The organism is Rhodococcus yunnanensis NBRC 103083, assembly GCF_001895005.1.
GTDB lineage: Bacteria > Actinomycetota > Actinomycetes > Mycobacteriales > Mycobacteriaceae > Rhodococcoides > Rhodococcoides yunnanense.
Window position 1 is genome coordinate 62,869 of sequence record NZ_BCXH01000020.1, and the last position, 24,170, is coordinate 87,038.

At 63.4% G+C, this 24,170-nt stretch carries 23 protein-coding genes; 7 read left to right on the top strand and 16 right to left on the bottom strand.

Translation table 11 applies throughout. The features are described 5' to 3' along the window. Positions 1-4: 4 nt before the first annotated feature. Together RY1_RS24735 and RY1_RS24740 are read left to right on the top strand one after the other, a co-directional pair. On the top strand, positions 5-961 hold the full coding sequence (locus RY1_RS24735) for a diacylglycerol/lipid kinase family protein (RefSeq protein WP_072806697.1): 957 nt from the start codon (positions 5-7) through the stop codon (positions 959-961). Positions 962-1,260: 299 nt separating this feature from the next. Next, the gene (locus tag RY1_RS24740) at positions 1,261-1,515 is read left to right on the top strand and encodes a WhiB family transcriptional regulator (RefSeq protein ID WP_026347946.1); all 255 of its coding nucleotides are present in this window, start codon (positions 1,261-1,263) and stop codon (positions 1,513-1,515) included. A 123-nt stretch (positions 1,516-1,638) separates the two neighbouring features. Here RY1_RS24740 and RY1_RS24745 read toward each other — a convergent pair whose 3' ends face one another. Then, the gene (locus tag RY1_RS24745; protein ID WP_072806698.1) at positions 1,639-3,114 is read right to left on the bottom strand and encodes a sensor histidine kinase; all 1,476 of its coding nucleotides are present in this window, start codon (positions 3,112-3,114) and stop codon (positions 1,639-1,641) included. Positions 3,115-3,128: 14 nt separating this feature from the next. Next, complete coding sequence (locus RY1_RS24750; RefSeq protein ID WP_072806699.1) at positions 3,129-3,344, bottom strand: biotin/lipoyl-binding carrier protein; 216 nt, start codon at positions 3,342-3,344, stop codon at positions 3,129-3,131. A gap of 120 nt (positions 3,345-3,464) precedes the next feature. Here RY1_RS24750 and RY1_RS31080 point away from each other — a divergent pair, with 120 nt between their 5' ends. Then, positions 3,465-3,539, top strand: coding sequence for a 50S ribosomal protein bL37 (locus RY1_RS31080; protein ID WP_115967926.1), 75 nt, complete (start codon positions 3,465-3,467; stop codon positions 3,537-3,539). Between the two features lie 67 nt (positions 3,540-3,606). Here RY1_RS31080 and rsrA read toward each other — a convergent pair whose 3' ends face one another. After that, positions 3,607-3,912 carry a mycothiol system anti-sigma-R factor gene (gene rsrA, locus RY1_RS24755; protein WP_072806700.1) on the bottom strand — a complete coding sequence of 102 codons (306 nt, stop codon included), beginning with the start codon at positions 3,910-3,912 and terminating at the stop codon, positions 3,607-3,609. Next, on the bottom strand, positions 3,909-4,568 hold the full coding sequence (locus RY1_RS24760; RefSeq protein ID WP_072806701.1) for a sigma-70 family RNA polymerase sigma factor: 660 nt from the start codon (positions 4,566-4,568) through the stop codon (positions 3,909-3,911). The genes rsrA and RY1_RS24760 overlap by 4 nt, the downstream gene beginning before the upstream one ends. A 218-nt stretch (positions 4,569-4,786) precedes the next feature. On the opposite strand from RY1_RS24760, the gene ybaK reads away from it, so the two are divergent. Genes ybaK through rsgA form a run of 3 tightly spaced genes read left to right on the top strand, consistent with a single transcriptional unit; the run spans position 4,787 to position 7,578 of the window. Further along, complete coding sequence (gene ybaK, locus RY1_RS24765) at positions 4,787-5,281, top strand: Cys-tRNA(Pro) deacylase (protein ID WP_072806745.1); 495 nt, start codon at positions 4,787-4,789, stop codon at positions 5,279-5,281. A 6-nt stretch (positions 5,282-5,287) separates the two neighbouring features. Continuing rightward, a complete protein-coding gene (gene aroA / locus RY1_RS24770) occupies positions 5,288-6,592 on the top strand; it encodes a 3-phosphoshikimate 1-carboxyvinyltransferase (RefSeq protein WP_072806702.1) in 1,305 nt (434 codons plus the stop codon). Next, entirely contained in the window at positions 6,556-7,578 is a 1,023-nt protein-coding gene (gene rsgA, locus RY1_RS24775) for a ribosome small subunit-dependent GTPase A (protein WP_245819932.1), read from the top strand. The genes aroA and rsgA overlap by 37 nt, the downstream gene beginning before the upstream one ends. Positions 7,579-7,619: 41 nt before the next feature. On the opposite strand, the gene RY1_RS24780 is transcribed toward rsgA, so the two are convergent. The 5 genes from RY1_RS24780 to RY1_RS24800 form a co-directional block, all read right to left on the bottom strand. After that, the gene (locus RY1_RS24780) at positions 7,620-8,873 is read right to left on the bottom strand and encodes a fatty acid desaturase family protein (protein ID WP_072806703.1); all 1,254 of its coding nucleotides are present in this window, start codon (positions 8,871-8,873) and stop codon (positions 7,620-7,622) included. Positions 8,874-9,001: 128 nt separating this feature from the next. Further along, complete coding sequence (locus RY1_RS24785; protein ID WP_072806704.1) at positions 9,002-10,306, bottom strand: fatty acid desaturase family protein; 1,305 nt, start codon at positions 10,304-10,306, stop codon at positions 9,002-9,004. Between the two features lie 115 nt (positions 10,307-10,421). Further along, positions 10,422-11,537 carry a ferredoxin reductase gene (locus tag RY1_RS24790; RefSeq protein ID WP_072806747.1) on the bottom strand — a complete coding sequence of 372 codons (1,116 nt, stop codon included), beginning with the start codon at positions 11,535-11,537 and terminating at the stop codon, positions 10,422-10,424. A gap of 142 nt (positions 11,538-11,679) precedes the next feature. Further along, positions 11,680-12,204 (bottom strand): DUF6912 family protein, encoded by a 525-nt coding sequence (locus RY1_RS24795; protein ID WP_072806748.1) that lies wholly within the window; start codon positions 12,202-12,204, stop codon positions 11,680-11,682. Positions 12,205-12,215: 11 nt separating this feature from the next. Beyond that, positions 12,216-13,670 (bottom strand): WS/DGAT/MGAT family O-acyltransferase, encoded by a 1,455-nt coding sequence (locus RY1_RS24800; RefSeq protein WP_072806749.1) that lies wholly within the window; start codon positions 13,668-13,670, stop codon positions 12,216-12,218. A gap of 233 nt (positions 13,671-13,903) precedes the next feature. Between RY1_RS24800 and RY1_RS24805 the strand changes: the two genes are divergently transcribed. Then, on the top strand, positions 13,904-14,464 hold the full coding sequence (locus tag RY1_RS24805; protein ID WP_072806705.1) for an Rv3235 family protein: 561 nt from the start codon (positions 13,904-13,906) through the stop codon (positions 14,462-14,464). Between the two features lie 4 nt (positions 14,465-14,468). Here RY1_RS24805 and secA read toward each other — a convergent pair whose 3' ends face one another. From secA to RY1_RS24840, 7 genes are all read right to left on the bottom strand, one after another. After that, positions 14,469-17,405: a preprotein translocase subunit SecA gene (gene secA, locus RY1_RS24810; RefSeq protein ID WP_072806706.1), complete on the bottom strand. Its 2,937-nt coding sequence runs from the start codon at positions 17,403-17,405 to the stop codon at positions 14,469-14,471. Positions 17,406-17,629: 224 nt separating this feature from the next. Then, positions 17,630-18,295, bottom strand: a complete 666-nt coding sequence (hpf, locus tag RY1_RS24815; RefSeq protein WP_072806707.1) for a ribosome hibernation-promoting factor, HPF/YfiA family — start codon at positions 18,293-18,295, stop codon at positions 17,630-17,632. Between the two features lie 226 nt (positions 18,296-18,521). Then, complete coding sequence (locus RY1_RS24820) at positions 18,522-19,202, bottom strand: ComF family protein (RefSeq protein ID WP_072806708.1); 681 nt, start codon at positions 19,200-19,202, stop codon at positions 18,522-18,524. 41 nt (positions 19,203-19,243) lie between these two features. Continuing rightward, positions 19,244-21,016: an MtrAB system accessory lipoprotein LpqB gene (gene lpqB, locus RY1_RS24825; protein ID WP_072806750.1), complete on the bottom strand. Its 1,773-nt coding sequence runs from the start codon at positions 21,014-21,016 to the stop codon at positions 19,244-19,246. Beyond that, positions 21,016-22,800, bottom strand: a complete 1,785-nt coding sequence (gene mtrB, locus RY1_RS24830; RefSeq protein ID WP_072806709.1) for an MtrAB system histidine kinase MtrB — start codon at positions 22,798-22,800, stop codon at positions 21,016-21,018. Before mtrB ends, lpqB begins: the two co-directional genes overlap by 1 nt. Continuing rightward, positions 22,797-23,474, bottom strand: a complete 678-nt coding sequence (gene mtrA, locus RY1_RS24835) for an MtrAB system response regulator MtrA (RefSeq protein WP_072806710.1) — start codon at positions 23,472-23,474, stop codon at positions 22,797-22,799. Before mtrA ends, mtrB begins: the two co-directional genes overlap by 4 nt. A gap of 4 nt (positions 23,475-23,478) precedes the next feature. Beyond that, a complete protein-coding gene (locus RY1_RS24840) occupies positions 23,479-24,165 on the bottom strand; it encodes a dTMP kinase (protein WP_072806711.1) in 687 nt (228 codons plus the stop codon). Between the last annotated feature and the right edge of the window lie 5 nt (positions 24,166-24,170).

A 24,170-nucleotide genomic window follows, 5' to 3' on the forward strand; every position in this document is an offset into this window, starting at 1 on the left:
CCCCGTGCGTGCGCTCCTGATCGTCAATCCCAATGCGACGTCGACAACTCCTGCGGCCAGGGATCTCCTGGCGCACGCGCTGTCGAGTCGAGTCCGAGTGACCGTGGCGCATACGACGCACCGTGACCACGCCGCAGAACTGGCACGTCAGGCCCGTGAAGACGGGATGGGCCTGGTGATCGTCCACGGCGGCGACGGCACGGTCAACGAGGTCATCAACGGCATGCTGGGTGATCCACTGCCGACGTCGATGAAGTCGGTGACCATCGGTGCGATACCGCCGCTCGCCGTCGTACCCGGCGGAAGCGCCAACGTTTTCGCCCGGTCGTTGGGAATCGCTGCCGATCCGGTAGCGGCAACGAATCAATTGATCGACCTGCTGTCGTCACGGTCACGACGCACGATCGGACTCGGCCACTGCGACAACCGCTGGTTCACATTCAACGCCGGCCTCGGTCTGGACGCGGACGTGTGCCGCGCTATCGATGCGAGCCGCAAGGACGGCCGACCGGTCTCTGCGAGTCGATACGTGCGGGCCTCCGTTCGCGAGTTCTTTCGCAGGAAGCGGCACGATCCGTTGTTGACCGTCGAGATACCGGATCACGATCCGGTAACGGGGATCCATTACGCCTTCGTTTCGAACTCGAGTCCGTGGACCTACCTCAACGAACGGCCGGTGCACACCAACCCCGGCACCTCGTTCGACTCCGGGCTCGGCGTGTTCGCGATGGCGACGACCAAGGTCGTCCCCAGCCTCAACGTGTCTCGGCAACTTCTGTCCCCGAGCTCGCAGCCCAACTCTCGTAAGCTCTTTCGGGTCGACGACGTGCCACGCATTCGCATCACCTCGAGCGAACCGATCGGGCTGCAGATGGACGGCGACTATCTGGGCGAGCGCACCGAAGCGGTATTCTTCGCCACTCCTGCGGCGCTGGAGGTAGTTGCGCCGAGACCGTCCTGATACCTACCCGATCGGGCAGTTACGGCTCCGTAGGGTTGTGTGCCCAGACGCCGCATCGAGCGTCGCCGGGGCCTTCTTGCTGGGAAAATCCGAGCGAGAACGCCTCGGGAAGGGTACAAAGGAGCGCAGGAGGCTTAAGTCAGCCTAACAGAGTGAGCTTGACCACGGTCACGCGGTGATCTCTTGACTTCCCCTCCGTTCGTGAAAGCATTCACAAGCAACAGTGCGGAAACATTCGACACGCACGAGTGAACGACAGTGAAACTAACGGCGCTGCGGCGCCCGGTAAGGAGCAGAGGATGGACTGGCGCCACAAGGCAATTTGTCGCGACGAAGACCCGGAACTATTTTTCCCCGTGGGAAACAGTGGACCGGCACTCGCGCAGATCGCCGATGCCAAGGTCGTCTGCACGCGATGCCCAGTCACCGCCGAGTGCCTCTCCTGGGCACTCGAGTCCGGCCAGGACGCAGGCGTGTGGGGCGGAATGAGCGAAGACGAGCGTCGCGCGCTGAAGCGGCGTAATGCACGCACACGTGCGCGCAGTTCCGTCTAGAACGGAAAGCGACGCTCGGATCACACATCCGAGAACCAGCACAGCAGAAGCACCCAAGTACAGCGAAAGAGCCCGGCTCCGCGAGGAGCCGGGCTTTTTCAGTCGGCGAACCCTGACGAAGCATCAGCTTCGAGAACGCCTGCCCAGTGGAACACGAAGCGACGCGTCGGTCCCGCCGCCGGGGGCCGGATGCAACCCGAGTGATCCGTTGAGTTCGACCGACACCAGGGTGCGGACGATCTGGAGCCCGAGGCCCTCCGACTTCTCCAACGAGAAGCCGGGCGGCAGCCCTCGTCCGTCGTCGTGGATGACGACGTCGAGCCACCTGGCCGACCTGTCGGCGGTGATGACCACTGCTCCGGCAACACCCGACTCGAAGCCGTGTTCCATTGCGTTCTGGACCAATTCGGCCAGGACCATCACCAACGGCGTCGCGCGCTCGGCGGAGAACACACCGAGTTTGCCTGCGCGCTTCACACGAACCCGAGGATTGACCGTCGCCACGTCGAGCATGATGGGAACGAGACGATCGAAGATCTCGTCGAGGTCGACCTCCTCGTCGACCGACATCGACAGCATCTCGTGCACCACCGCGATCGACGTGACGCGACGCACGGACTCGGACAACGCAACTCGCGCTTCCTCGTTCTCCAATCGGCGGGACTGCAGTCGGAGAAGAGCAGCAACGGTCTGCAGGTTGTTCTTCACGCGGTGATGAATCTCGCGAATCGTCGCGTCCTTGCTCAGCAGTGCACGGTCCCTGCGCTTGACCTCGGTGACGTCGCGGACGAGAACCACCGCTCCGACCGACCGGTTGTGCGGGCGAAGCGACAGAGTTCTGATCAAGACGGTGGCGCCACGCGCGTCGACTTCCATCCGATGCCCGATGCTCTCGGTCAGCGACGCTCTGATGTGGTCGGCCGCATCCTGCGAATCGAACGGGTCGGTGATCAGCGACCTCGTCACCGATGCGAGGTCTCGACCGGACAACTCCGTGGTCAACCCCATCCGGTGGTACGCGGACAATGCATTCGGGCTCGCATAGACGACCCTGCCCTCGGTGTCGAGACGGATGAAGCCGTCCCCCGCACGCGGCGAAGAGTTGACGTCGGTGCGCTCGATCGGCGTCGGGAACGTGCCCTCGCTGATCATTCTGCACAGATCGTCGGCACACTCTCGGTAGGCGATCTCCAGAGCGCTCGGCGGACGCTGCTGCGCAGGGTCGGAGTCGCGGGTGAGAACAGCGATCACGTGATCACCGCATCGAACCGGGACGCTCTCGCTTCCTGGAACTTCGCCCGGGACGATCTCACGGCTGATCAGGGAGTCGATGACCGTCGGGTGCTGAGACTCCGACACGACCGCGCCCACCATGTCCTCGGTGAAGGCCGTCGACGCCGTCGTCGGCCTGCATTGTGCTACACACAGGACCTGAGCGCCCGGACTGTCCTGCACATCGTCGGTGCCCACCCACAGCAGCAGGTCGGCGAAGGACAGGTCGGCGAGCAGCTGCCATTCCCCCACCACTCGTTGCAGGTGATCGACAGCGTCCCCTGGCAGGTCGGTGTGCTCGGCGAGGAGATCGCTCAGTGTGGACACGGTGCGTCAGTGAATCAGGACACGACGGCGATGAGGTCCCCCTGCTGGATGACGTCACCGACCTCGACGTCGATCTTGGTGACGGTGCCGGCGATCTCCGCGAGAACGGGGATCTCCATCTTCATCGATTCCAGGATCACGAGAGTGTCTCCGAAGGCGACCGAGTCGCCTTCGGATACGACGATCTGAAAGACGGTCGACACCATTTCCGCTCGCACGTCCTCGGCCATGACATTTCCTCTCGGTTCTTCGCACTCCACAGCGCTGCCACGCCCGCCGCATCCGGCACCCGTAGAAGCACAGCCAATCACACGTGGAAGACTGTAGTGAACACACGAGAGGAGCTACACATGGGTAAGCGTGGACGTAAGAAGCGCAGCCGTAAGGGCAACAAGGCAAACCACGGCAAGCGTCCGAACAGCTGACGTACGATCGTGACCATCGAAAAGGCCGGAAAGCTCACGCTTTCCGGCCTTTTCATGTGAAGGGGTATTACTCGGCTTCGGCCTGCTTGATCAGCACGGTCCGTCGGATCTCGATGCTCAGGCGCTCGCGCAACCCCTGCGGTGCCTGATCACCACCACATTTACGACCGATGAGACTCTTGACCTTCTCCTCGATTCCGTACGCTACGAAGCACGACCCGCACTCGTCGATGTGGCGCTGAAGACGCTGCCGCGATCCCTCGTCGCATTCGTTGTCCAACATCAACCACACGTCCGCTATCACGGCCGAGCAATCGAGCTTCTCGAACTCGCTGCTGCCGGCGTCGGAAGAACCCGCCGCATTCGATGTCACTGCGAAACCTCCTGCTCGTGCACGTCCACCGCGCCGTTGCGATTGAATCCACGTTCACGGGCCACGCCTGCCAGCAAGCCCCTCAGCTGCTTGCGACCGCGGTGCAGTCGCGACATCACGGTGCCGATCGGTGTACCCATGATCTCGGCGATCTCCTTGTAGGGAAATCCCTCGACATCGGCGTAGTACACCGCCATCCGAAACTCCTCGGGCAGCGATTGGAGTGCTGCCTTGATATCGTCGTCGGGCAGGCCGTCGAGTGCCTCGACCTCTGCCGAACGAAGACCCGTCGAGGTGTGTTCGGCGGTCGCCGCCAACTGCCAATCGGTGATCTCGTCGGTCGGATACTGGGCAGGCTGACGCTGCTTCTTCCGATACGAATTGATGTAGGTGTTGGTCAGAATTCTGTAGAGCCATGCTTTGAGGTTCGTTCCCTCACGGAACGAACGGAAGGCGGAATACGCCTTGATGAAGGTTTCCTGCACCAGGTCCTCGGCGTCGGCCGGATTTCTCGTCATCCGTAGAGCCGCGCCGTAGAGCTGATCGAGCATCGGGAGCGCATCGCGCTCGAAACGCTCGGTCAGTTCGGTCTCCGATTCAGCTGCCGCCTGAGCTGTGCGCTCGACTTCCTCCACGCTGATCCCTTCGGTAGCCACGTTCGACCAGGTTACCGCGGGCCCCGTCAGGTCTTTCACATAGATCGCGCTGCTGCTCGTCGCAGCCCGTACTTCACGCTCTGTAGTCGATACAGCCACGCAGATCCCTTCCTTCCACTTCGAATGCTCCTGTGTCGTCAACACCGCGATGGCGTTCGGTGTTCCCGCCGTGCGCTCATGCAGTTCCAGACGGCATCGACCTCGATACGATGACCTGCATGCCCGCAGCATCGACACCAGCGATCGCCGCCCTCACCCGAGGCGGGGTCGATCATCTCGTGCACACCTACGATCACGATTCCCGTGCGCGCTCGTTCGGGACCGAAGCAGCGGACATCATGTCGGAGCGACTCGGCGTGGAACGAGACCAGATCTTCAAGACTCTCGTGGTCAAGAAGTCCGAGGGAGGACTGGCCGTGGCGGTAGTGCCGGTCACCGCGACGTTGTCGCTCAAAGCGGCGGCGTCAGCGCTCGGGACCCGCAAGGTCACGATGGCCGAACAAAGTGAGGCAGAGCGGTCGAGTGGGTACGTGTTCGGCGGCATCTCACCGCTCGGACAGAAACGCGCGGTAGCCACCGTCGTCGACGAATCCGCCCTTCGTTGGGATCGAATTCTGTGCAGCGGAGGACGACGTGGACTCGAAATCGAACTCGATCCACGCGATCTGGTTCGTTTGACCGGAGCGATCACCGCTCCCGTGGCAACAGAGTGAACGTCGATGCGCAAAGATGAGCCGGTGAGCATCTGGACAGCGCCGAAGACATCAGAGCCCGTTCGCGCGAGGGTCACACTGCCCGGATCGAAGTCCATCACCAATCGAGCGTTGATCATCGCGTCCCTCGCCACAGGACCGTCGACCGTGACGGGAACACTGCGCAGCCGCGACACCGACCTGATGATCGGGGCACTCGTCGACCTCGGAGTCGGTATCGAGATCGACCCGGCCGACCCGACGTCGGTGACGGTGATTCCGGCGGCGCTGCACGGCGCCGAGGTCGATTGTGGGCTCGCAGGTACCGTCATGCGCTTCGTACCTCCGCTCGCGGCACTCGCGGTGGGGACGGTGTCCTTCGACGGCGACGCACAAGCGCGTTCCAGGCCCCTGGACACCATCCTCGGAGCCTTGCGCGCTATCGGCGCGCGAGTGGACGGCAACGCCCTCCCGTTCACCGTCACGGGCAACGGGAGCGTGAAGGGCGGGTCCGTCGAGATCGACGCGTCGGGATCCTCCCAGTTCGTCTCCGGCCTGATGCTGTCGGCGGCCGCATTCGACGACGGCCTCATCGTTCACCACGTCGGCAAGCCCGTTCCATCGATGCCGCACATCGACATGACCGTCGAGATGCTCCGGCGAGCAGGCGTACGCGTCGAAACTCCTCAGGACAGCGGAGACGCCGACACCTGGCGGGTCCATCCGGGGCCGGTCGGTGGCGTCGACTGGGTCGTCGAACCGGATCTGTCCAATGCCACCCCGTTCCTGGCGGCCGCAGCCGTCACCCGAGGCGAAGTTCGCGTACCGAACTGGCCGACGTCGACGACACAGCCCGGTGACGCGATTCGAGGCATTCTGTCGTCGATGGGTGCCGACGTCGAATTGACTGCTGGAACTCTTGTCGTCCGCGGACCCGAGACTCTTCGCGGGATCGACATCGACCTCCACGACGTCGGAGAACTCACTCCGACGGTCGCCGCCCTCGCCGCGCTGGCCGATGGGCCTTCCTGGCTGCGGGGTATCGCGCACCTCCGAGGCCACGAGACCGACCGACTGGCGGCGTTGACGACCGAGATCGGCCGCCTCGGCGGTACCGCAGTGGAATTCGACGACGGCCTGCACATCGAACCCGCGCCCCTGCACGGCGGCCTGTGGCACGCATACGCGGATCACCGAATGGCCACTGCGGGAGCGATACTCGGTCTGGTGGTCGACAACGTGGAGGTCGACGACATCGGCACGACCTCCAAGACGCTCCCTGGATTCGAACGGATGTGGGACGACATGATCGCGCAGAGGATCTCGTCCTGACGCCGCGCCGATACGACGAATCGGACGTACGGATTCGACCGGGGAAGAGTTCACGGCCTCGAACGAAGACGCGACCGGAGCACGCCGATGCCGAGACGGGCATGGTGGTCTCGGTCGACCGCGGCCGGTGGGGGTGTGTGCTCGGCGGTGACCCCGACCGACCCGTCGTGACGATGCGTGCGCGCGAGCTCGGCCGCACCCCCATCGTCGTGGGCGACGACGTCGACATAGTCGGCGACCTGTCCGGAAAGATCGACACCCTGGCCAGGATCGTCCGCGTCGGCGAGCGTCGCACCGTGCTGCGCAGGACCGCCGACGACACCGATCCGTACGAGCGTGTCGTCGTCGCCAATGCCGAACAGCTGCTCATCGTGGCCGCACTGGCCGATCCTCCCCCGCGGACGGGTTTCGTCGAACGTGCCCTGGTCGCCGCCTACGTCGGTGGGCTGACTCCGATTCTGTGTCTCACCAAGAGCGACCTGGCCGATCCGGCCGAGTTCTCCGCGTCGTTCGCTGATCTGGACGTGCCGGTCGTACTCGCGGGGCAGAGCGAGGACCTGAGCGAACTGACCCAGATCCTCGGAACCAAGCTCACTGCGTTGATCGGCCACTCCGGAGTCGGAAAGTCCACTCTCGTCAACAGATTGGTGCCCGACGCGCACCGCGCCACCGGCATCGTCTCGGGAGTCGGCAAGGGGCGTCACACCTCCACGCAGTCGGTTGCACTTCCGTTGGCGGGCGGAGGATGGGTCATCGACACACCGGGCATCAGGTCGTTCGGCTTGGCGCACATCTCACCGCAGAACGTCGTCGCAGCCTTCTCCGACCTCGCCGAGACCATCGAGGACTGCCCTCGTGGATGTAGCCATCTTGGCCCGCCTGCCGATCCGGAATGCGCGCTCGACACTCTGACCGGTGATGCCGCTCGGCGCGTTCACGCGGTCCGCGAACTGTTGCAGGCAGTACGCACGAACGACGCCTGGTAGCCCTCGCAGGCCACCAGGCGTCGTTCGATGCTCGGTCGGGTCTACTTGCCGATCTTGGCGATCAGCCCGCGAATTCCCTTGCGCTTCTTCGACTCTGCAATTGCAGTGCGTAGTCCGCGACGCTTGCCCGTGTCGGGGTCGACCGTCAGCAGGCCACCTGTTGCTCCGGCGAACTTCTTCTCCGACGCGGTCTCGGGAGCGTCGTCGGCGGTTGCCGAGAGGTACTTGTTCGGCAGCGACAACTTGGCGATGGTGCGCCACGACAGCAGGTACTGCTTGCCGATCGATCCCGTCGTGTACGGAAGGTCGTACTTCTCCGCGAGTTCGAGGACACGAACCTTGATCTCGCGCAGCCGATTACTGGGCAGATCCGGGAACAGGTGATGTTCGATCTGGTAGCAGAGGTTGCCGCTCATGAACTCCATGACCGGGCCGGCCTCGAAGTTGGCGCTTCCGAGCATCTGACGCAGGTACCACTGGCCCTGGGTCTCGCCGTCGAGATCGGCCTTGGTGAACTTCTCGGCGCCGTCCGGGAAATGACCGCAGAAGATGACCGTGTTGGTCCACACGTTGCGAATCATGTTCGCCACCAGGTTCGCGGTCAGCGTGCTCTTCCACGCCGGGCCGGTGAGCGCCGGGTAGACGACGTAGTCCTTCGCGACCTGCTTGCCGATCTTCTCGAGGACCTCGCGGCGCTTCTGCACGAACTCCTCGCGCGGGATGCGCCCCTTGGCGACCTTCCCGAGTTCGAGGTGCTGTGCGGCGACGCCGTACTCGAAGAACAGCTGCAGCAGCAGGTTGTAGACCGGGTTGCCGATGTTGAACGGCTTCCATCGCTGGTCGCGGGTCACCCGAAGCAGGCCGTAGCCCACGTCGTCGTCCATGCCGAGAACGTTGGTGTACTTGTGATGGATGTAGTTGTGGGTCTGCTTCCAGTGCGCGGACGGACCGGTGTTGTCCCACTCCCACGACGTCGAGTGAATTTCCGGGTCGTTCATCCAGTCCCACTGCCCGTGCATCACATTGTGCCCGAGCTCCATGTTCTCGATGATCTTCGCGGCACCCAACATGCCGGTTCCGAGCAGCCATGCCGGACGCTTGCGGCTGGCGAAAAGAACTGCGCGGCCGCCGATCTCGAGCGAGCGCTGAAGTCTGATCGTGTTGCGGACGTAGCGCGCGTCGCGCTCGCCGCGAGAAGCCTCGATATCACGCCTGATGGCATCGAGCTCGACACCGAGCGCTTCGACGTCCGCGTCGGTGAGGTGTGCGTATTCTTTGATATCCGAAATCGCCACGGGTTACGGCCCTCCTGGCAGTCGTAGAGTATGCACACTGTGCATGTCTGCCGACTACCGTACCGTAACTTACGGCTCCGTAGGTTACGGTACGGTAGGAGTGAGGGAAGTCACGCGCGGGTGGAGTCTCACCTGTCCGACTCGGACCGCTGCGCATGACGGAGAGCCTTCGCCTGCCTCTTCGCTTCCTTCTTCGCATGTTGCAGGGTGACACGCGCTTCGGCTATGGCCGACCTCAACCCACGCCGTTTGCCCGTCAACGGGTCGATGCGAAGCGCGTGGACCACAGGAGTCTCCCCGGTGCGGAAACGGCGCTCCGAACTGGTCTCGGGAGCATTGTCCGACGTCGCCCGTAGCCACTGATCGGGCAGTGACAGCTTGTGGATCGTCCGCAGCGCGAGCAGGTACTGCTTACCGAGTGAGCCCGTGGTGTACGGAAGGTCGTATTTCTCGCACAGTGCGTGCACGCGCTCGGAGATCTCCTCGTACCGGTTGCTCGGCAGGTCGGGGAACATGTGGTGCTCGATCTGATAGCAGAGATTTCCGCTCATGAACGCCATGATCTTGCCTGCGTCGAAGTTGGCACTACCCAGCATCTGACGCAGGTACCACTCGGCACGAGTCTCGCTCTCGAACTGGCCCATCGTGAACTTCTCGGCACCGTCGGGGAAATGGCCGCAGAAAATCACCGCATAGGCCCACAGATTGCGCACCAGATTGGCCGTCGCGTTCGCGGTCAGCGTGCTTTTCCATGCGGGCCCCGTCAGCGCGGGGAACAGCACGAAGTCCTTGCCGACCTGCCTGGCGATCTTGCGTGCGAAGGCCCGGTTCGACGGCGACTGCCAGAACCGGGTGACGTGCTCTCCGTCCAACTCCTTCTGCGACTCGAGATCGTGCAGCGCGATTCCCCACTCGAAGGTGGTGGCCAGGACGACATTGGCCAGCGGCTGGAGGAGGTTCAACGGCTTCCACGGCTCGTCCCGCGTCATGCGCAGGATGCCGAAGCCGATGTCGTCGTCCATGCCGACGATGTTGGTGTAGGTGTGATGCGAGTAGTTGTGTGCGCGCTTCCACTGCTCGGAAGGACCCGTCTGGTCCCACTCCCACGAGACGGAGTGGATCTCCGGGTCGTTCATCCAGTCCCACTGCCCGTGCATCACATTGTGCCCGAGCTCCATGTTCTCGATGATCTTGGCGACGCTCAGCATCGCCGTACCCGCCAGCCACGCCGGCCGATACTTGCTGCCCAACAACACGATTCGACCGCCGAGCTCCAAACAGCGCTGAAGTTTTATGGTCCGCCGAATGTACGCTGCGTCTTTTTCGCCACGACTGTCCTCTATGTCGCGGCGTACCGCGTCGAGTTCGCGACCGAAGGCTTCCATATCTGCTTCGGTGAGGTGTGCAAACTCCTTGATGTCCGTGATGGCCATCGTGGTCCTCCAGAGTCATGGGCGGTGCCCGAGATGCTTGTTCGCGACATACGCCACTGCAAGCCTAACCGAACTTGCTGAGAAGACCGTGTGTGCTCACGCACGGTCCACGGCTCTACAGCTCCAGAGTGCAATCGCCCGCGGCGGCCGAGATGCAGGTCTGAATCCGGTCGCCCTCGCCGTGCTCCTTGCCTGATCGGAGATCGATGACATGTCCGGCAGTCAGCGGGACGACGCACGTCTGACAGATGCCCATACGGCATCCGAACGGCATCTGGACGCCGAGGTTCTCACCGGCCTCGAGCAGGCTCGTCGCGCCGTCGATCGCGGCGGACCGATCCGACTTCGAGAACGTCACCGTCCCGCCCTTGCCGGATGTGTCCGCACGGGAGATCTCGAAACGCTCGAGGTGCAGCTTGTCCTCGATGCCTTCGCTCTTCCACACTTTCTCGATCTCTTCGAGCAGCGCGGACGGCCCACAAGCCCATGTCTGTCGTGTTCGCCAGTCCGGATACAACTCGTCGAGCGAGGCCAACGCGAATTTTCCGTCCGATCGAGTCAATTGGATGTGCGACTCGAACTGAGGATGACCATCAGCGATTCGCGACAGCTCGTCGGCGAACATCACCTCGTCCTCGGTGGGCGCGGAATGGATGTGCACGGTGTTCGGCATGTCGCCGTGCCGATCCAACGCTCTGAGCATCGAGATTATGGGCGTGATTCCACTGCCTGCGGTGAGGAACAGAATCTTCTCCGGCGGCGGCGTCGGGAGCGCGAAATTGCCTTTGGGCGCAGCGAGTCGAACGATCGTTCCCTGCGGCACTCCCCCGACGAGGTGGCTGGACAAGAAGCCCTCCGGCATCGCCTTGACGGTGATGGAGATCAACTTCTCGTCCCAATTGGGCGGGGATGTCAGCGAATACGACCGCCAATGCCAGCGCCCACCGAGATGCAGCCCGATCCCGATGTACTGGCCCGGCTGGTAGTCGAAGTTGAATCCCCATCCCGGCTGAATGACGAGGGTGACCGCGGTCGCCGTTTCCTTCTTGACCTCGACCACGCGACCACGAAGTTCACGCGCCGACCACAGCGGATTCGCGAGGTGCAGGTAGTCGTCGGGTAGCAGGGGCGTGGTGATCCTGGTGAACGCGCCACGAAGCATGTTGAGCTTCGGTCGTTTCGGTGCCGAAACGTCCGCGGCCGGAGCCTCCAGCCACTTCTTGAGATCCATCGGAAACTTCATCTCCTCGCTCGAGACAACGATCGGGTCCTGCCTACGGTCGTATCGACTGGGCCCGGCGCGGAACGCACCATCCGCGCCGCATTCGTCCAGGTTACGCTACCGTAGGTTACCGCGAGGTAGCCCGCAGGTGTCACAGAAACTCGAGCAGGAACGGCAGTTCCTGTGTCGCGTACCACGCAAGGATATGGTCTTCGGCGTCGCCGAGCACGAATTCTGCGTCCGGGTCCCCCATGTCCGCCGCGTCGATCACCGCGATCGCCTTCTCCACTGCGGTTTCCGCCGCTTCGAGGTCGACATGAATCGATGCGACCTGCGACAACAGAAGCGGCTCCTTCAGCCGTACTACGGCGTCGTCGAGATCGGGACGTAGCTTCGGATCGTCGACGTCCGCAGCGATCACCGCGCGCCGATGGACGACGCCACCGTCGACGACACCGCCGTCCTTCTCGTCTTCCAGACCGGCGGCGATCAGACGGAGCGACGCTCGGGCTGCTTCGTTCATCGCGACCTCGGCGAGTTCCTCGTCGTCGCCGGACGAGTACGACTCACGCAGCGTAGGGGTCACCGCGAAGGCAGTCCGGCTCACCGGATGAAACTCACCGTCGGCAACCAGTGTTCGCAGCATCGCCACCGTGGCCGGCACATAAACCCTCACGTGTTCTTCCCTCACACTCTCGACTCGTTGCTTGCATCGATCAGCTCTTCGAGAGACTCCAACAGCAGAGCCGTCACGACATCCACGTCGGGCATGGCGCCTCGATCGGCGTTCAGCCCGAAGTAGACGTTTCCGTCGTACGACGTCAGCCCGATACTCAGCGCCTGATTTTCGAACAGGGGTGAGACCGGGAACATCTCCAGCATCCGGGCGCCACCGACGTACAGCGGGAACTGCGGCCCCGGGGCATTGGTGATGATCAGATTGAACAGTCGCTGCGACAACCGACTTCCGGCCCTGGCACCCATCGCGTGCAAGCTCGCGGGCGCGAAACTCGAAATCCGCATCAGGGTGTGTGCCGTCACACCCGGTGACTGCTTCGCGTGCGCCTCGGTCGCGTGCGCGATGTGCGACAACCGAACGACGGCATTCGGCTCACCCACCGGCAGATCCACCAGGAACGACGAGATCTCGCTTCGCGGTGAACTGTCGGACTCGTGTTCACCGCTGAGCCTGTCCGTGTATTCGTCGTACCCGGCACGCTCGGCCGAGACGTAGACCGACATGGGCACCATCGCTCTGACCGTCGACGATGCCGTCACCGGTTCACCGCGCGAGAGCAACCAGTTTCGCAGCGCGCCCGTCACGACGGCCAGCACGACATCGTTGATGGAACAACCGAACCGGGTGTGGATCTTGCGGTAGTCGGCCAGTTCGGTCTTCGCCACCGCGAACCGACGATTGCGCGAGATCGGGGCATTCAACGGGCTGGACGGCGCAACCTGGGCCGCGGTGCGCACCGCGGACAACACCTTGCCCGTGGCCTGCACCGCCTCGTGAGCCACCCCTGCCAACCCTCGGGCGGCGCCCTTGACCACCAGGATTCCCTCGCTGGGCCGCACGATCATCTCGGTGATCGCATCGAACACCAGCGCCGACTCCTTCGGCTCGGTGGCAGGCATCCAGAGTTCCTCGGCCATCGGCGGCGGACTCTTGCTCGCGTCGAGGATCACCTGCCCGATCTCGAGAGCCTTCTCGCCGTCGACCAGTGCCGAATGGGACTTGGTGAATATGGCAAAGCGATTCTTCGACAATCCTTCGACCAGATACATCTCCCACAGCGGTCGACTTCGATCCAGAGGTCGCGACGTCAACCGCGCGACGAGATCGTGTAGCTGGTCGTCGGATCCAGGCTTCGGCAGCGCGGATCGTCTGATGTGATACGTGATGTCGAAGTCGGCGTCGTCGACCCAGACCGGCCTCGCGAGGCCGAATGCGACTTCACGAACTTTCTGCCGGTAGCGAGGCACCAGGACCAGCCTCTGCTCCACGAGCGAGAGCAGGTTCTCGTAGCTGAAGCCCGCTCGCGGTGTACGAAAGATCGCCAACGAACCGAGATGCATCGGTGTGCTGCTCGCTTCGAGAAAATAGAACGACGCGTCCTGCGTGGTCAGCCTTGTCGCCATGGCGTATCCCGGTCCCCGTTCTTGCTTGCGCACGCGCACCGCGCTCGATTGATGAAGCGATCCGTTTCCTCGAACTTAGAGGAAGCCGAACGCTACAGCCATTCTTCACGACGGCGCGCCACGGCATGGAACCGTGGACGCGCGACATCCGTCTTAATCGACAACAGGACAAACACCGTTCGGGGAACGAAAAACACGGCACTCGAACTGGATACGACGGAAGCGGAGAGCCGATGCCCGATTCACGACACATGTTCCTCACCCGGGCTCGACCTTCCGAACCTGCACCAGGCCAGGAATGCAGCGCAGCAGGTCCACCGTGCCGACTCGACCTTCGGGCCCACGGCGTCCGATCAGCCGCAGCATCGTCCGGTCGGGCTCGTCCTTTTCCTCGAAGTCTCGGCAGTCATCCGAACACGCCGACCACGCCTCGGGGAATTGGTCCGTACACGAGATCCGATGTCTCGGAGGACATCCTGCGCGCCGCGGACCAATCGCTTCGCCTGTTGTTGGAGGTATTGGACGGACGAAGAATTGCGCGGCACCTGACCACAACGTGTGCACCGACCGTCGTCGAATACGTCAGGACTCTCGTCAAGACCGGACCACCGGGACGTCGACTCGGCGGTGCTTCGCTTCGACGGTTGCACGCCACCCGCGCCACGAACTCGGCGACCGAGGTGTTCGCCACCTATACCCGCGGACAGCGCGTATTCGCGATCGCAGCCCGAATCGAATATCGATCCGGGCTGCGACAGAAGAGATGGACGATCACGTCCCTGAAAGTGTTGTGAGAGGTCAGCGCTTCTTCTTCGACCGCCCCGACTTGGGCGACTTGGACTGCGTCCGTGCAGCCTCACGTCGCGCACGCCTCGTACCTTCGGCACCGCTGTTCGCTGCCGCCGCAGAACCACCCGAACGGCGGACTTCGGCCTTTCCGTCCTCGTCCGGTCCCGAGTAGGTCAGTCGCTCGCTCGGGCGCTCGTCGAGTCCCTTCGCGCGAAGGGCGCTCGGAACCGCGGTCCCATTGCCGACGGGCTGCGCCGGCCGCTCCTGTGTCGGCAGCGGCTTCGGAGCCTGCGACTTCGAAGACTGTGAACTCGGAGCCTGCGACTTCGTGGTCGACACGGCCGGTGCTGCTGCACCCGAACCGACCGGCGACGCCAGACCAGGCGCGACGGCCAATCCTGCACCCACTGCCGGACCCGCCGGCGCTGGAGTGGCCTCCACTTGAAGGTTGAACAGGAACCCGACGGACTCTTCCTTGAGCCCTTCCAACATCCCCTGGAACATGTCGTAGCCCTCGCGCTGGTACTCGACCAGCGGGTCACGCTGGGCCATCGCACGCAGTCCGATGCCTTCCTTCAGGTAGTCCATCTCGTAGAGATGCTCGCGCCACTTGCGGTCGAGGACCGACAACAGCACCCGACGTTCGAGCTCACGCATGCCGTTCTCGCCTGCGATCGCCTCGATGTCCGTCTCACGGGTCGCGTACGCGGCACGAGCGTCGGCCAGCAAGGCTTCGAGCAGCTCTTCGCGGCTCAGATCACCCTTCTCGCCCAGTTCGTTCTCCTGAGAGAGTTCCTTGTGATCCAGGCTCACCGGGTACAGAGTCTTCAGCGCTGTCCACAGCTGCTCCAGATCCCAGTCCTCGACGTAACCGTCGGATGTGGCGCCGGTGACGTAGGCCGTGATCACATCGGTGATCATGCCTTCGACCTGGCCTTCCATGTCGGCGCCTTCGAGGATTCGGCGACGCTCCTCGTAGATGACGGTGCGCTGCTGATTCATGACCTCGTCGTACTTGAGGACATTCTTGCGGATCTCGAAGTTCTGCTGCTCGACCTGGGTCTGCGCGCTCTTGATGGCCTTGGAAACCATCTTCGCCTCGATCGGAACGTCGTCGGGCAGGTTGAGGCGCGTCATGATCGATTCGAGCGCGCCGCCGTTGAACCTCCGCATCAACTCGTCTCCCAGAGACAGGTAGAAACGCGACTCGCCTGGGTCGCCCTGACGGCCGGAGCGTCCGCGCAGCTGATTGTCGATGCGCCGGGAATCGTGCCGCTCGGTTCCGAGAACGTACAGTCCCCCGGCCTCACGAACGGTCTCGGCATCGGCCTTGACCTGGCTCTTGACGTCCTCCAGTGCCGAATCCCATGCCGCCTGGTATTCGTCCGGTGCTTCTACCGGGTCGAGGCCCTGCTTGCGCAGCTGGACGTCGGTGATGATGTCCGGGTTTCCGCCGAGGACGACGTCGGTACCACGTCCGGCCATGTTGGTGGCAACCGTGACGGCACCGAGCCGACCCGCCTCTGCGACGATGGTCGCTTCCTGCTCGTGGAACTTCGCGTTCAGAACACTGTGCACGACACCACGCTTGGTGAACTGCTTGGACAGGTACTCCGAACGCTCGACGCTCGTCGTTCCGATCAGAACCGGCTGTCCCTTCTCGTGACGCTCGACGACATCGGAGACCACTGCGTCGAACTTGGCTTCCTCGGTCTTGTAGATCAAGTCGCCGTTGTCGACGCGCACCATCGGACGATTCGTCGGAATCGGGATGACTCCGAGCCCGTAGGTCTGGTGCAGCTCGGCCGCTTCGGTCTGTGCGGTACCGGTCATGCCGGACAGCTTGTCGTACAAGCGGAAGTAGTTCTGCAGTGTGATCGTGGCGAGAGTCTGGTTCTCGGCCTTGATCTCGACCTTCTCCTTGGCCTCGATGGCCTGGTGCATACCCTCGTTGTACCGACGGCCGACGAGAATCCGACCGGTGAACTCGTCGACGATGATGACCTCACCGTCGCGAACGATGTAGTCCTTGTCCTTGGTGTAGAGCTCTTTCGCCTTGAGCGCGTTGTTCAGGTAGTTGACCAACGGGGAGTTCGCGGCCTCGTAGAGATTGTCGATACCGAGCTGGTCCTCGACCAGTTCCACGCCTGCCTCGTGCACACCGATCGTGCGCTTCTTGATGTCCACCTCGTAGTGAACGTCCTGTTTCAGCAGCGGCGCGATCCGAGCGAACTCGCCGTACCACTTGGACGACGCATCGGCCGGGCCCGAGATGATCAACGGTGTTCGAGCCTCGTCGATGAGGATCGAATCGACCTCGTCGACGACGGCGAAGTGGTGGCCGCGCTGCACCAGATCGTCGAGCGAGTGAGTCATGTTGTCGCGGAGGTAGTCGAAACCGAACTCGTTGTTGGTTCCGTAGGTGATGTCGGCCGCGTAGGCCGTGCGACGCTCGGCCGGGGTCATCCCCGACAGGATGACGTCGACCTCGAGACCGAGGAACCTGTGTACGCGGCCCATCCACTCCGAGTCGCGTTTCGCGAGGTAGTCGTTGACCGTGACGACGTGCACGCCGTTGCCGGCGATCGCATTGAGATACGCGGGCAGCACGCACGTCAGCGTCTTGCCCTCACCGGTCTTCATCTCGGCGACATTGCCGAAGTGCAGAGCGGCGCCGCCCATCACCTGCACGTCGAAATGGCGTTGTGAAAGCACGCGCGACGATGCCTCGCGGGCGACGGCGAACGCCTCGGGCAGGAGCTCGTCGAGCGACTCACCGGCCTCGTGGCGCCTCTTGAACTCCGCGGTCTTGGCCCGCAGATCCTCGTCGGACAAGCCCTCGACGTCCGGGGACAGGGTGGACACGTGGTCAGCGATGTTCTTGAGTCGCTTGACCATGCGACCTTCACCAACACGGAGCAGCTTGGAAAACGACAGCGAAGGCACGGGCTTTCTCGTCCTCGATCCTCGGTTACGAATATCGGCAAACAGGGCGTCACAGCAGCCAGGGCGCAGCGTCGCTCACGCCGAAGCGAGAGTCGGCTGTCGACCCGACGCGTCCATGGTAGGCGCTCCCATGGACAGCGCAGAAGTCCCACCACACCGAAACGGGCCCGACCTGGGATTTCTCCCAAGTCGAGCCCGCTGCGGGTCGAGTTTCTCGGAGCCGTTCAGGCCAGTCTGATCAACCCGTAGTCGAACGCGTGCCTGCGATACACGACCGATGGGCGATCGCTGGCGCTGTCGTGGAACAGGAAGAAGTCATGACCGACCAGTTCCATCTCGTACAGAGCGTCGTCCACCGTCATCGGCGCACCCGAGTGCACCTTCGTCCTGACGATCTGGCCGGGTCCGGTGGTCTCACCCTCGAACGTGTCCAACTTGATCTCGGGATCGAGAGCGAGCGAGTCGTCCTCGGCCAACTCGGCCGTGGCTTCGGCAACGGAAACGGGCGTCTTCTCGCCGTAGTGGACCTTGCGGCGGTCCTTCGTTCGCCGGAGACGGGCCTCCAGCTTCGAGGTCACGGATTCGAGCGCCGCATAGAAACTGTCCGCACATGCCTCGGCGCGGACCACGGGGCCTTTGCCCTTGGCAGTGATCTCCACACGCTGACAAGCCTTGGCCTGTCGACGGTTCCGCTCGTGCTGCAGTTCGACGTCGAACAGGTAGATGGAGGGGTCGAAACGTTCGAGCCTGGCGAGTTTCTGGGATACGTAGATCCGGAAGTGATCTGGAATTTCGACGTTGCGGCCTTTGACCACAACGTCGGCATGTGTCTGGGACTCGTCCGAAGGCTTCTCGTCGAAGAAAACCGAAGCTTGTGAAGGGGTCGTCACGCGTACCTCCCGATATCGGCCACGCCACCGGTGCGGCGCGGCAAGTGCTCATGCCGATTGGGGAACCATTCGGCACCAATTTCTGCCGCATCACCTCCACTCGAGAGAAGTCGCATCCGCCTTCCAAGGGCGTGCCAACGACGCTAGTCGGTCATCCGCTCGTGTGCCACTGTTCACTCGATATTGGTGTCCCGCGTGTCGGCTCGGCGCCCTCGGAGTGCGCAGGTCACACCGCTGCGACCACCAGAACGCCGTCGACCCGAATGCCGAAATGTTTTAGCACACAAATCGATTCAGACACGGTCGCACCCGTCGTGAGAACATCGTCGACGAGCAGGACGGTGGTGTCCGAAGCGTCCGTCGCCGAGTACGGAACGGTATTCTTCGGCATCGACACGAGGATTTTTCCCGCAACGTTCTCTTGCCGTTGCGCCGCTCCGAGACCGACCGAATCACGCACACCCCGACCCATTCGCAGCAGCGGTGACACCGTCACGTGCTCGGTACCGAAGGTGGATGCAGCGGCCCTGCTGAACCTCTCGACGGGGTCCCCGCCGCGCGCGCGAGCGGCCCTCCTCCTCGACGGCGCGGGAATCAAGGCGAGCGAAGCCAACTCGACCGGATCGATCTCGCCGAGCATCCTCAACTGTTCGATCGCATACGCAAGAGCACGGCCGAGAGGAGCCGCAACATCGTGGCGGTTGCGTTCCTTCAACGCCAGCACCGCTGTGCGCCGAGGACCGGAGTAGGTTCCGAGCGCCCAACACGGCACGCCCGGATCACACCGCGGCCGGATCGCGACAGGAGGCCGTCGCAACGCGTCCTCGCAGCGGCCGCACCACAGGGTTCCCGCCGCCTCGCATCCACCGCACTCCCGAGGCAACACCAGATCCAGAAGAGACTGCATGCACGGCAGTATTCACCGAGGGTGCGACATCGATCGATTCATCAGCCCGGGAGTATCGGAGTCGCCTTCACCCCTGCCAGACCAGCTACTTCGCGCCAATATCGATCACCTGCCGGATCACTGTTGTCGAGCTGGAATACCGCACGCGAGTCCGATACGTACTCGTTCGACGGCGATGCATCGACCGACAGCACGGGCGCCGTCAGGTTCCTACTCGGCAACGCGTCGAGCCTCGAACCGTCGGTGGTGACCTGCACGACGGGCACGTCGGCCGCGATGCGCACGATCACGATCGCATCGCCCGTGCTCCAGTCGAGCGCCAACGCATCGCTTCCGAGCCCGTTTGCCACCGCCTTGGGCGACACCAGTGAATACAGGCCGTTGCTCTGGCGGACCACCGTCGCGACGTAGACCAAACCGTCGACGATCATCGCGGCGCGAACTCCGTCACGCGACAATCTCAGATCGGTGATTCGAGAACCGAGCGCAGTGACAGCAGCCGCGTCGACCGGCATGACCGACACCTGACCGGTCGCCGGATCACGAGCGGCCCGGATTACGTTCGCGCCGTCGATGACAGCCCAGACCGCGTTGTTGTCCGCGCCCCATGTCGGCCGCGTGATCGACTGCCCTTCGGCCACGGGGAACGCCCCGCTGTCGTAGCCACCGATCATCAGCGTCGACGACGGCTCAGGGGCAGGTCTTCCCGTGTCCGCGACCCCCGCCACCAAAGTCCCGTCGGTGGACAGTGCCACCGTCCTCAAATTTGTCACAGTACCGAAATAGCCTGGCACAGGCATGGTTCCGGTGGCGTCGACAGACACAAGGCGTCCCCCGACCAATGCGTGCAAACCGACCGATTCCTCGGGAGTTCCCAGCGGATCGAACGTACCGACGTCCAGAGTCGTCCATCCGTCCGGTTTCGAGTTGTCCAACGGTTGGCCGTCGGCGAGCAGAACGTACGGGCCCGGTATCTCTGCCGACGCAAGAGTCCAGACAACCTGTGCAGCAAGAAGTTCGCGATTCTTCGCATCCATCGATTGAAGTCCGCCGAAGTCGATGCGCACGCCTCCCGGTCCGACGCCGACCTGCGTGGTGCGCCCGTCTGCCTTCGTGATCGGACCACGTACACCGACGTCGTCGGCCAACTCGTTGGTCACCGCAGGCGCCAGGGTCGACTTCGGCCCATCGATCAACAGCTGAACCAGCTGATTGGCCATCTGATCGGACGAGCCCGTGACCCACCGAACGTCGGGGACGAGTTCCGAGCCGAGCGGGTCGACGAAGAACAGTGACTTTCGTTGATACGCGCTGAAGAACTGCGAACGATCGATGAGTACTCCTGGCGGCAACTCGTCGATGCGCCACTCACCGTCGACCTTCACCATCTTGACGGTCGCGTCGGTGGTACCCGCACCCGCTTGATAGTCGCCTCCCGGCGCGAGCAGACCTACCGTGTTCGAACGCAAGGTGTATTCGGCCTCGGTATCGGTCCGGGGCCCGTACAACAGATCGATCTTGTCGGCCACGACGGTCTTTGCACCGTCGTCCCATCCGCTCGACGCGCTGCTGGTCAAGAACTGACGCGCAGCCTGGTGTCGATTCGCCGAACTGGCACTGGCAGTGATGAAATCGCGTACCAACCGGTCGGGCTCGCGCCCCTCGGCGGGGGGAGGCGGTGTGGTCGACGCCGCGCCCGCAGCCGTCAACGACCCGATCGCCTGCGGAGTCGACGACTCGGGCAGACTCGCGCATCCGACGACGAGTGCAAGGACAACGGCCGAGATCGCGACCGACACTGACCTGGACAACATCACGATCTCGCCTCGGTGTCCGAGGAGCTCGCGGTATCCGATGGGCTGGCGGAGTCCGACGGGCCAGCGGGGTCCGACGGGGCAGCGGGGTCCGAGCCGTTCTCGGAGGAACTCGGCGCAGTCATTGCCTTCGACGCGCCCGGGAGCGGTTGGCCTTGTGTGTAGCGCCTCGTGCTCGGCTTCAACGGCAGCGGGCTGCCGATCACCTTGTGTCCACGGACGAGTGGCAACGTGAGCCGGAAGCAGGCGCCCTCACCCACGGCACCCCACGCTTCCAGCTTGCCGTCGTGCAAACGAGCGTCCTCCACACTGATCGCGAGGCCGAGACCGGTACCGCCCGAACGTCGTACTCGCGACGGGTCGGAGCGCCAGAATCGGTTGAACACGAGCTTCTCTTCCCCCGGTCGGAGGCCGACGCCCTGATCACGCACGACGAATGCCGCAGCGTCGGAATTGGCGCGCAACCGGATCAACACCGGTCTTCCTTCGCCGTGATCGAGAGCGTTGGCCAGCAAGTTTCGCAAGATCCTCTCCACGCGTCGCGGATCGACTTCCGCGACGACGGCATGATCGGGCATGTCGACGATCACTTCGGTTCCGGTCTCGCGCGCCAGATGCCGCACCGTCGAGACCGCGGCTCGCGCGCACATCCGCAGATCCAGCTGCTCGGCAGCCAGCTCCGCCACGCCCGCGTCGTGCCGGCTGATCTCGAGCAGGTCCCCCAGCAAAGTCTCGAACCGATCGAGTTCGTTGACCAGCAGTTCGGAGGATCTCTTCAATGCAGGATCGAGATCGGCACTGGCGTCGTGGATGAGATCGGCTGCCATGCGCACCGTTGTCAACGGCGTCCGCAGCTCGTGACTGACATCAGAGGTGAATCGGCGCTGCAAATTGCCGAATTCCTCGAGTTGAGTGATCTGTTTCGACAAGCTCTCGGCCATCTCGTTGAACGACATTGCAAGTCGTGCCATGTCGTCCTCACCTCGCACCGGCATTCGTTCCTTCAGACGCCCGTCGGCGAACCGCACTGCGATACGCGACGCCGATCGAATCGGCAGTACCACCTGGCGTGCAACCAACATGGAAATGGCTGCCAGCAGAACGAGCAGAACGACGGCACCGATCAGTAGTGTGCCGCGGACGAGCGACAGCGTGCGGTCCTCGCTACCGAGCGGAAAAACCAGGTACAGCTCCAGCGTCGCGAGGTCCGATGCGGTCGGAGTACCGAAGATGAGTGCGGGCCCCGAGTAGCCACCCTGTTCGGGATCGGACACCGTCGCGAACTGGTAACTGATCTGCCCGCTTCTGACGAAATTGCGCAGGCTTTCGGGGATCTGATCCGCCGGCCCGACGGACGAGTCGGCGCGAACACTGTCGCCTTCGACGATCAGCACCGGGTCGAAAGTGCCTGCCGATCCGGACGTCTGTCCGGCGTCGATGTCGCGGCTCGTCAGCTGAGCGCGCGCTCGTTCGAGCCGAAGGTCGAGGCCCGTCGAATCGTCGGCACCGGCGAGCGACCCCTCGACGGTGGTGCGAGAGCGATCGAGTTCCTCGGTCGCCGCGGTGATCTTGGCCTCCAACAACCGATCGGTGATCTGGCTCGTCAGCACCATCCCGAGGATGGTGATCACGACGAGAGACAACGTCAGCGTCGAGACGACGACGCGAAGCTGCAGCGATCGGCGCCACATGTGTCCGAGCGATGCGCTCAGTGAGCGAAACCATCGCAGAAGCGGTGAGAACGTACCGTTGATTCTCCGCCGCGAATGAGAGAACCAGATCACGGCGGTCCGGCCTTGTAGCCGACCCCTCTCACAGTGAGCACCACCTCAGGGTTCTCGGGATCCTTCTCCACTTTGGCGCGCAACCGCTGCACGTGCACATTGACCAGCCGAGTATCGGCAGCGTGACGGTAGCCCCACACCTGTTCGAGCAACACCTCGCGAGTGAACACCTGACGGGGCTTACGTGCAAGGGCGACCAGCAGGTCGAACTCGAGCGGGGTCAGCGAGACGAGCTCTTCACCGCGGCTGACCTTGTGAGCAGGCACATCGATCACGATGTCGGCGATGGACAGCAGTTCGGCGGGTTCGTCCTCGGTCCGCCGCAGCCGCGCACGGACGCGCGCGACGAGTTCCTTCGGTTTGAACGGCTTCATGATGTAGTCGTCGGCACCGGATTCCAGACCGAGGACGACGTCGACCGTATCGGTCTTGGCCGTCAGCATCACGATGGGAACGCCCGAATCGGCGCGAAGCACGCGGCACACGTCGATGCCGTTCATGCCGGGAAGCATCAAATCGAGTAGAACCAGGTCGGGTCGATTCTCCCGCACCGCAGCCAGGGCCTGCGTGCCGTCTCCCACCACGAATGGCTCGAATCCTTCGCCACGAAGGACGATGGTGAGCATTTCGGCAAGTGCCGAATCGTCGTCGACTACCAGAATCCGAGGCTTCATGACTCTATGTTGTCACTTTCTTCTCGCCCGGTGGCTGATTGAACACGTCGGCGGCGAGTCGATCCGGATCCACCTCGGCGTCGACGACGCGCCACGGCGACACCCAGTTCGACTCGGCGAGTTGTCCGTACACCGCCGAAGTCCTGCTCTGCAGCGACCCGTCGCGCTCGTACGCATCCCGTGCGCGTGCGGAATCCGTGCTCTCGCGGGAGGCAGCCCGCTGTGCCGCCAGCTCCACGGGAACATCGAGAAGGATCTGCACGTCGGGAACCGGGACCTGGAATCGGTCGAACTCGAGGGCCCTGATCCACTCGACCGCGTCACCGTCGGCAATCTGTTCCAGCCGCGCGGCCGTGTACGCGGCGTTGGACGCCACGTACCGATCCAGCAGCACGATATCGTTGCACGACAACGCCTTTCGCAAGTCTTCCACCGCAGACTTGCGATCGAGCGCGAAGAGGAGGGCCATCGCATGCACGCTCTCCGCGGTGTCTCCGTGCCCACCACGCAACGCCTCCGCAGCGAGGTCGGCGTGTACCGACTCGCCGTACCGCGGGAACCCGATCCTGATTACATCCAGATCGTCTCGCTCCCACGCCGAGACGAGCCGACGGGCGAGCGTGTTCTTGCCCGCACCGTCGACTCCCTCGATGACGACCAACTTCCCTGTCGGGACATCGGTACTGCGCACAGCGA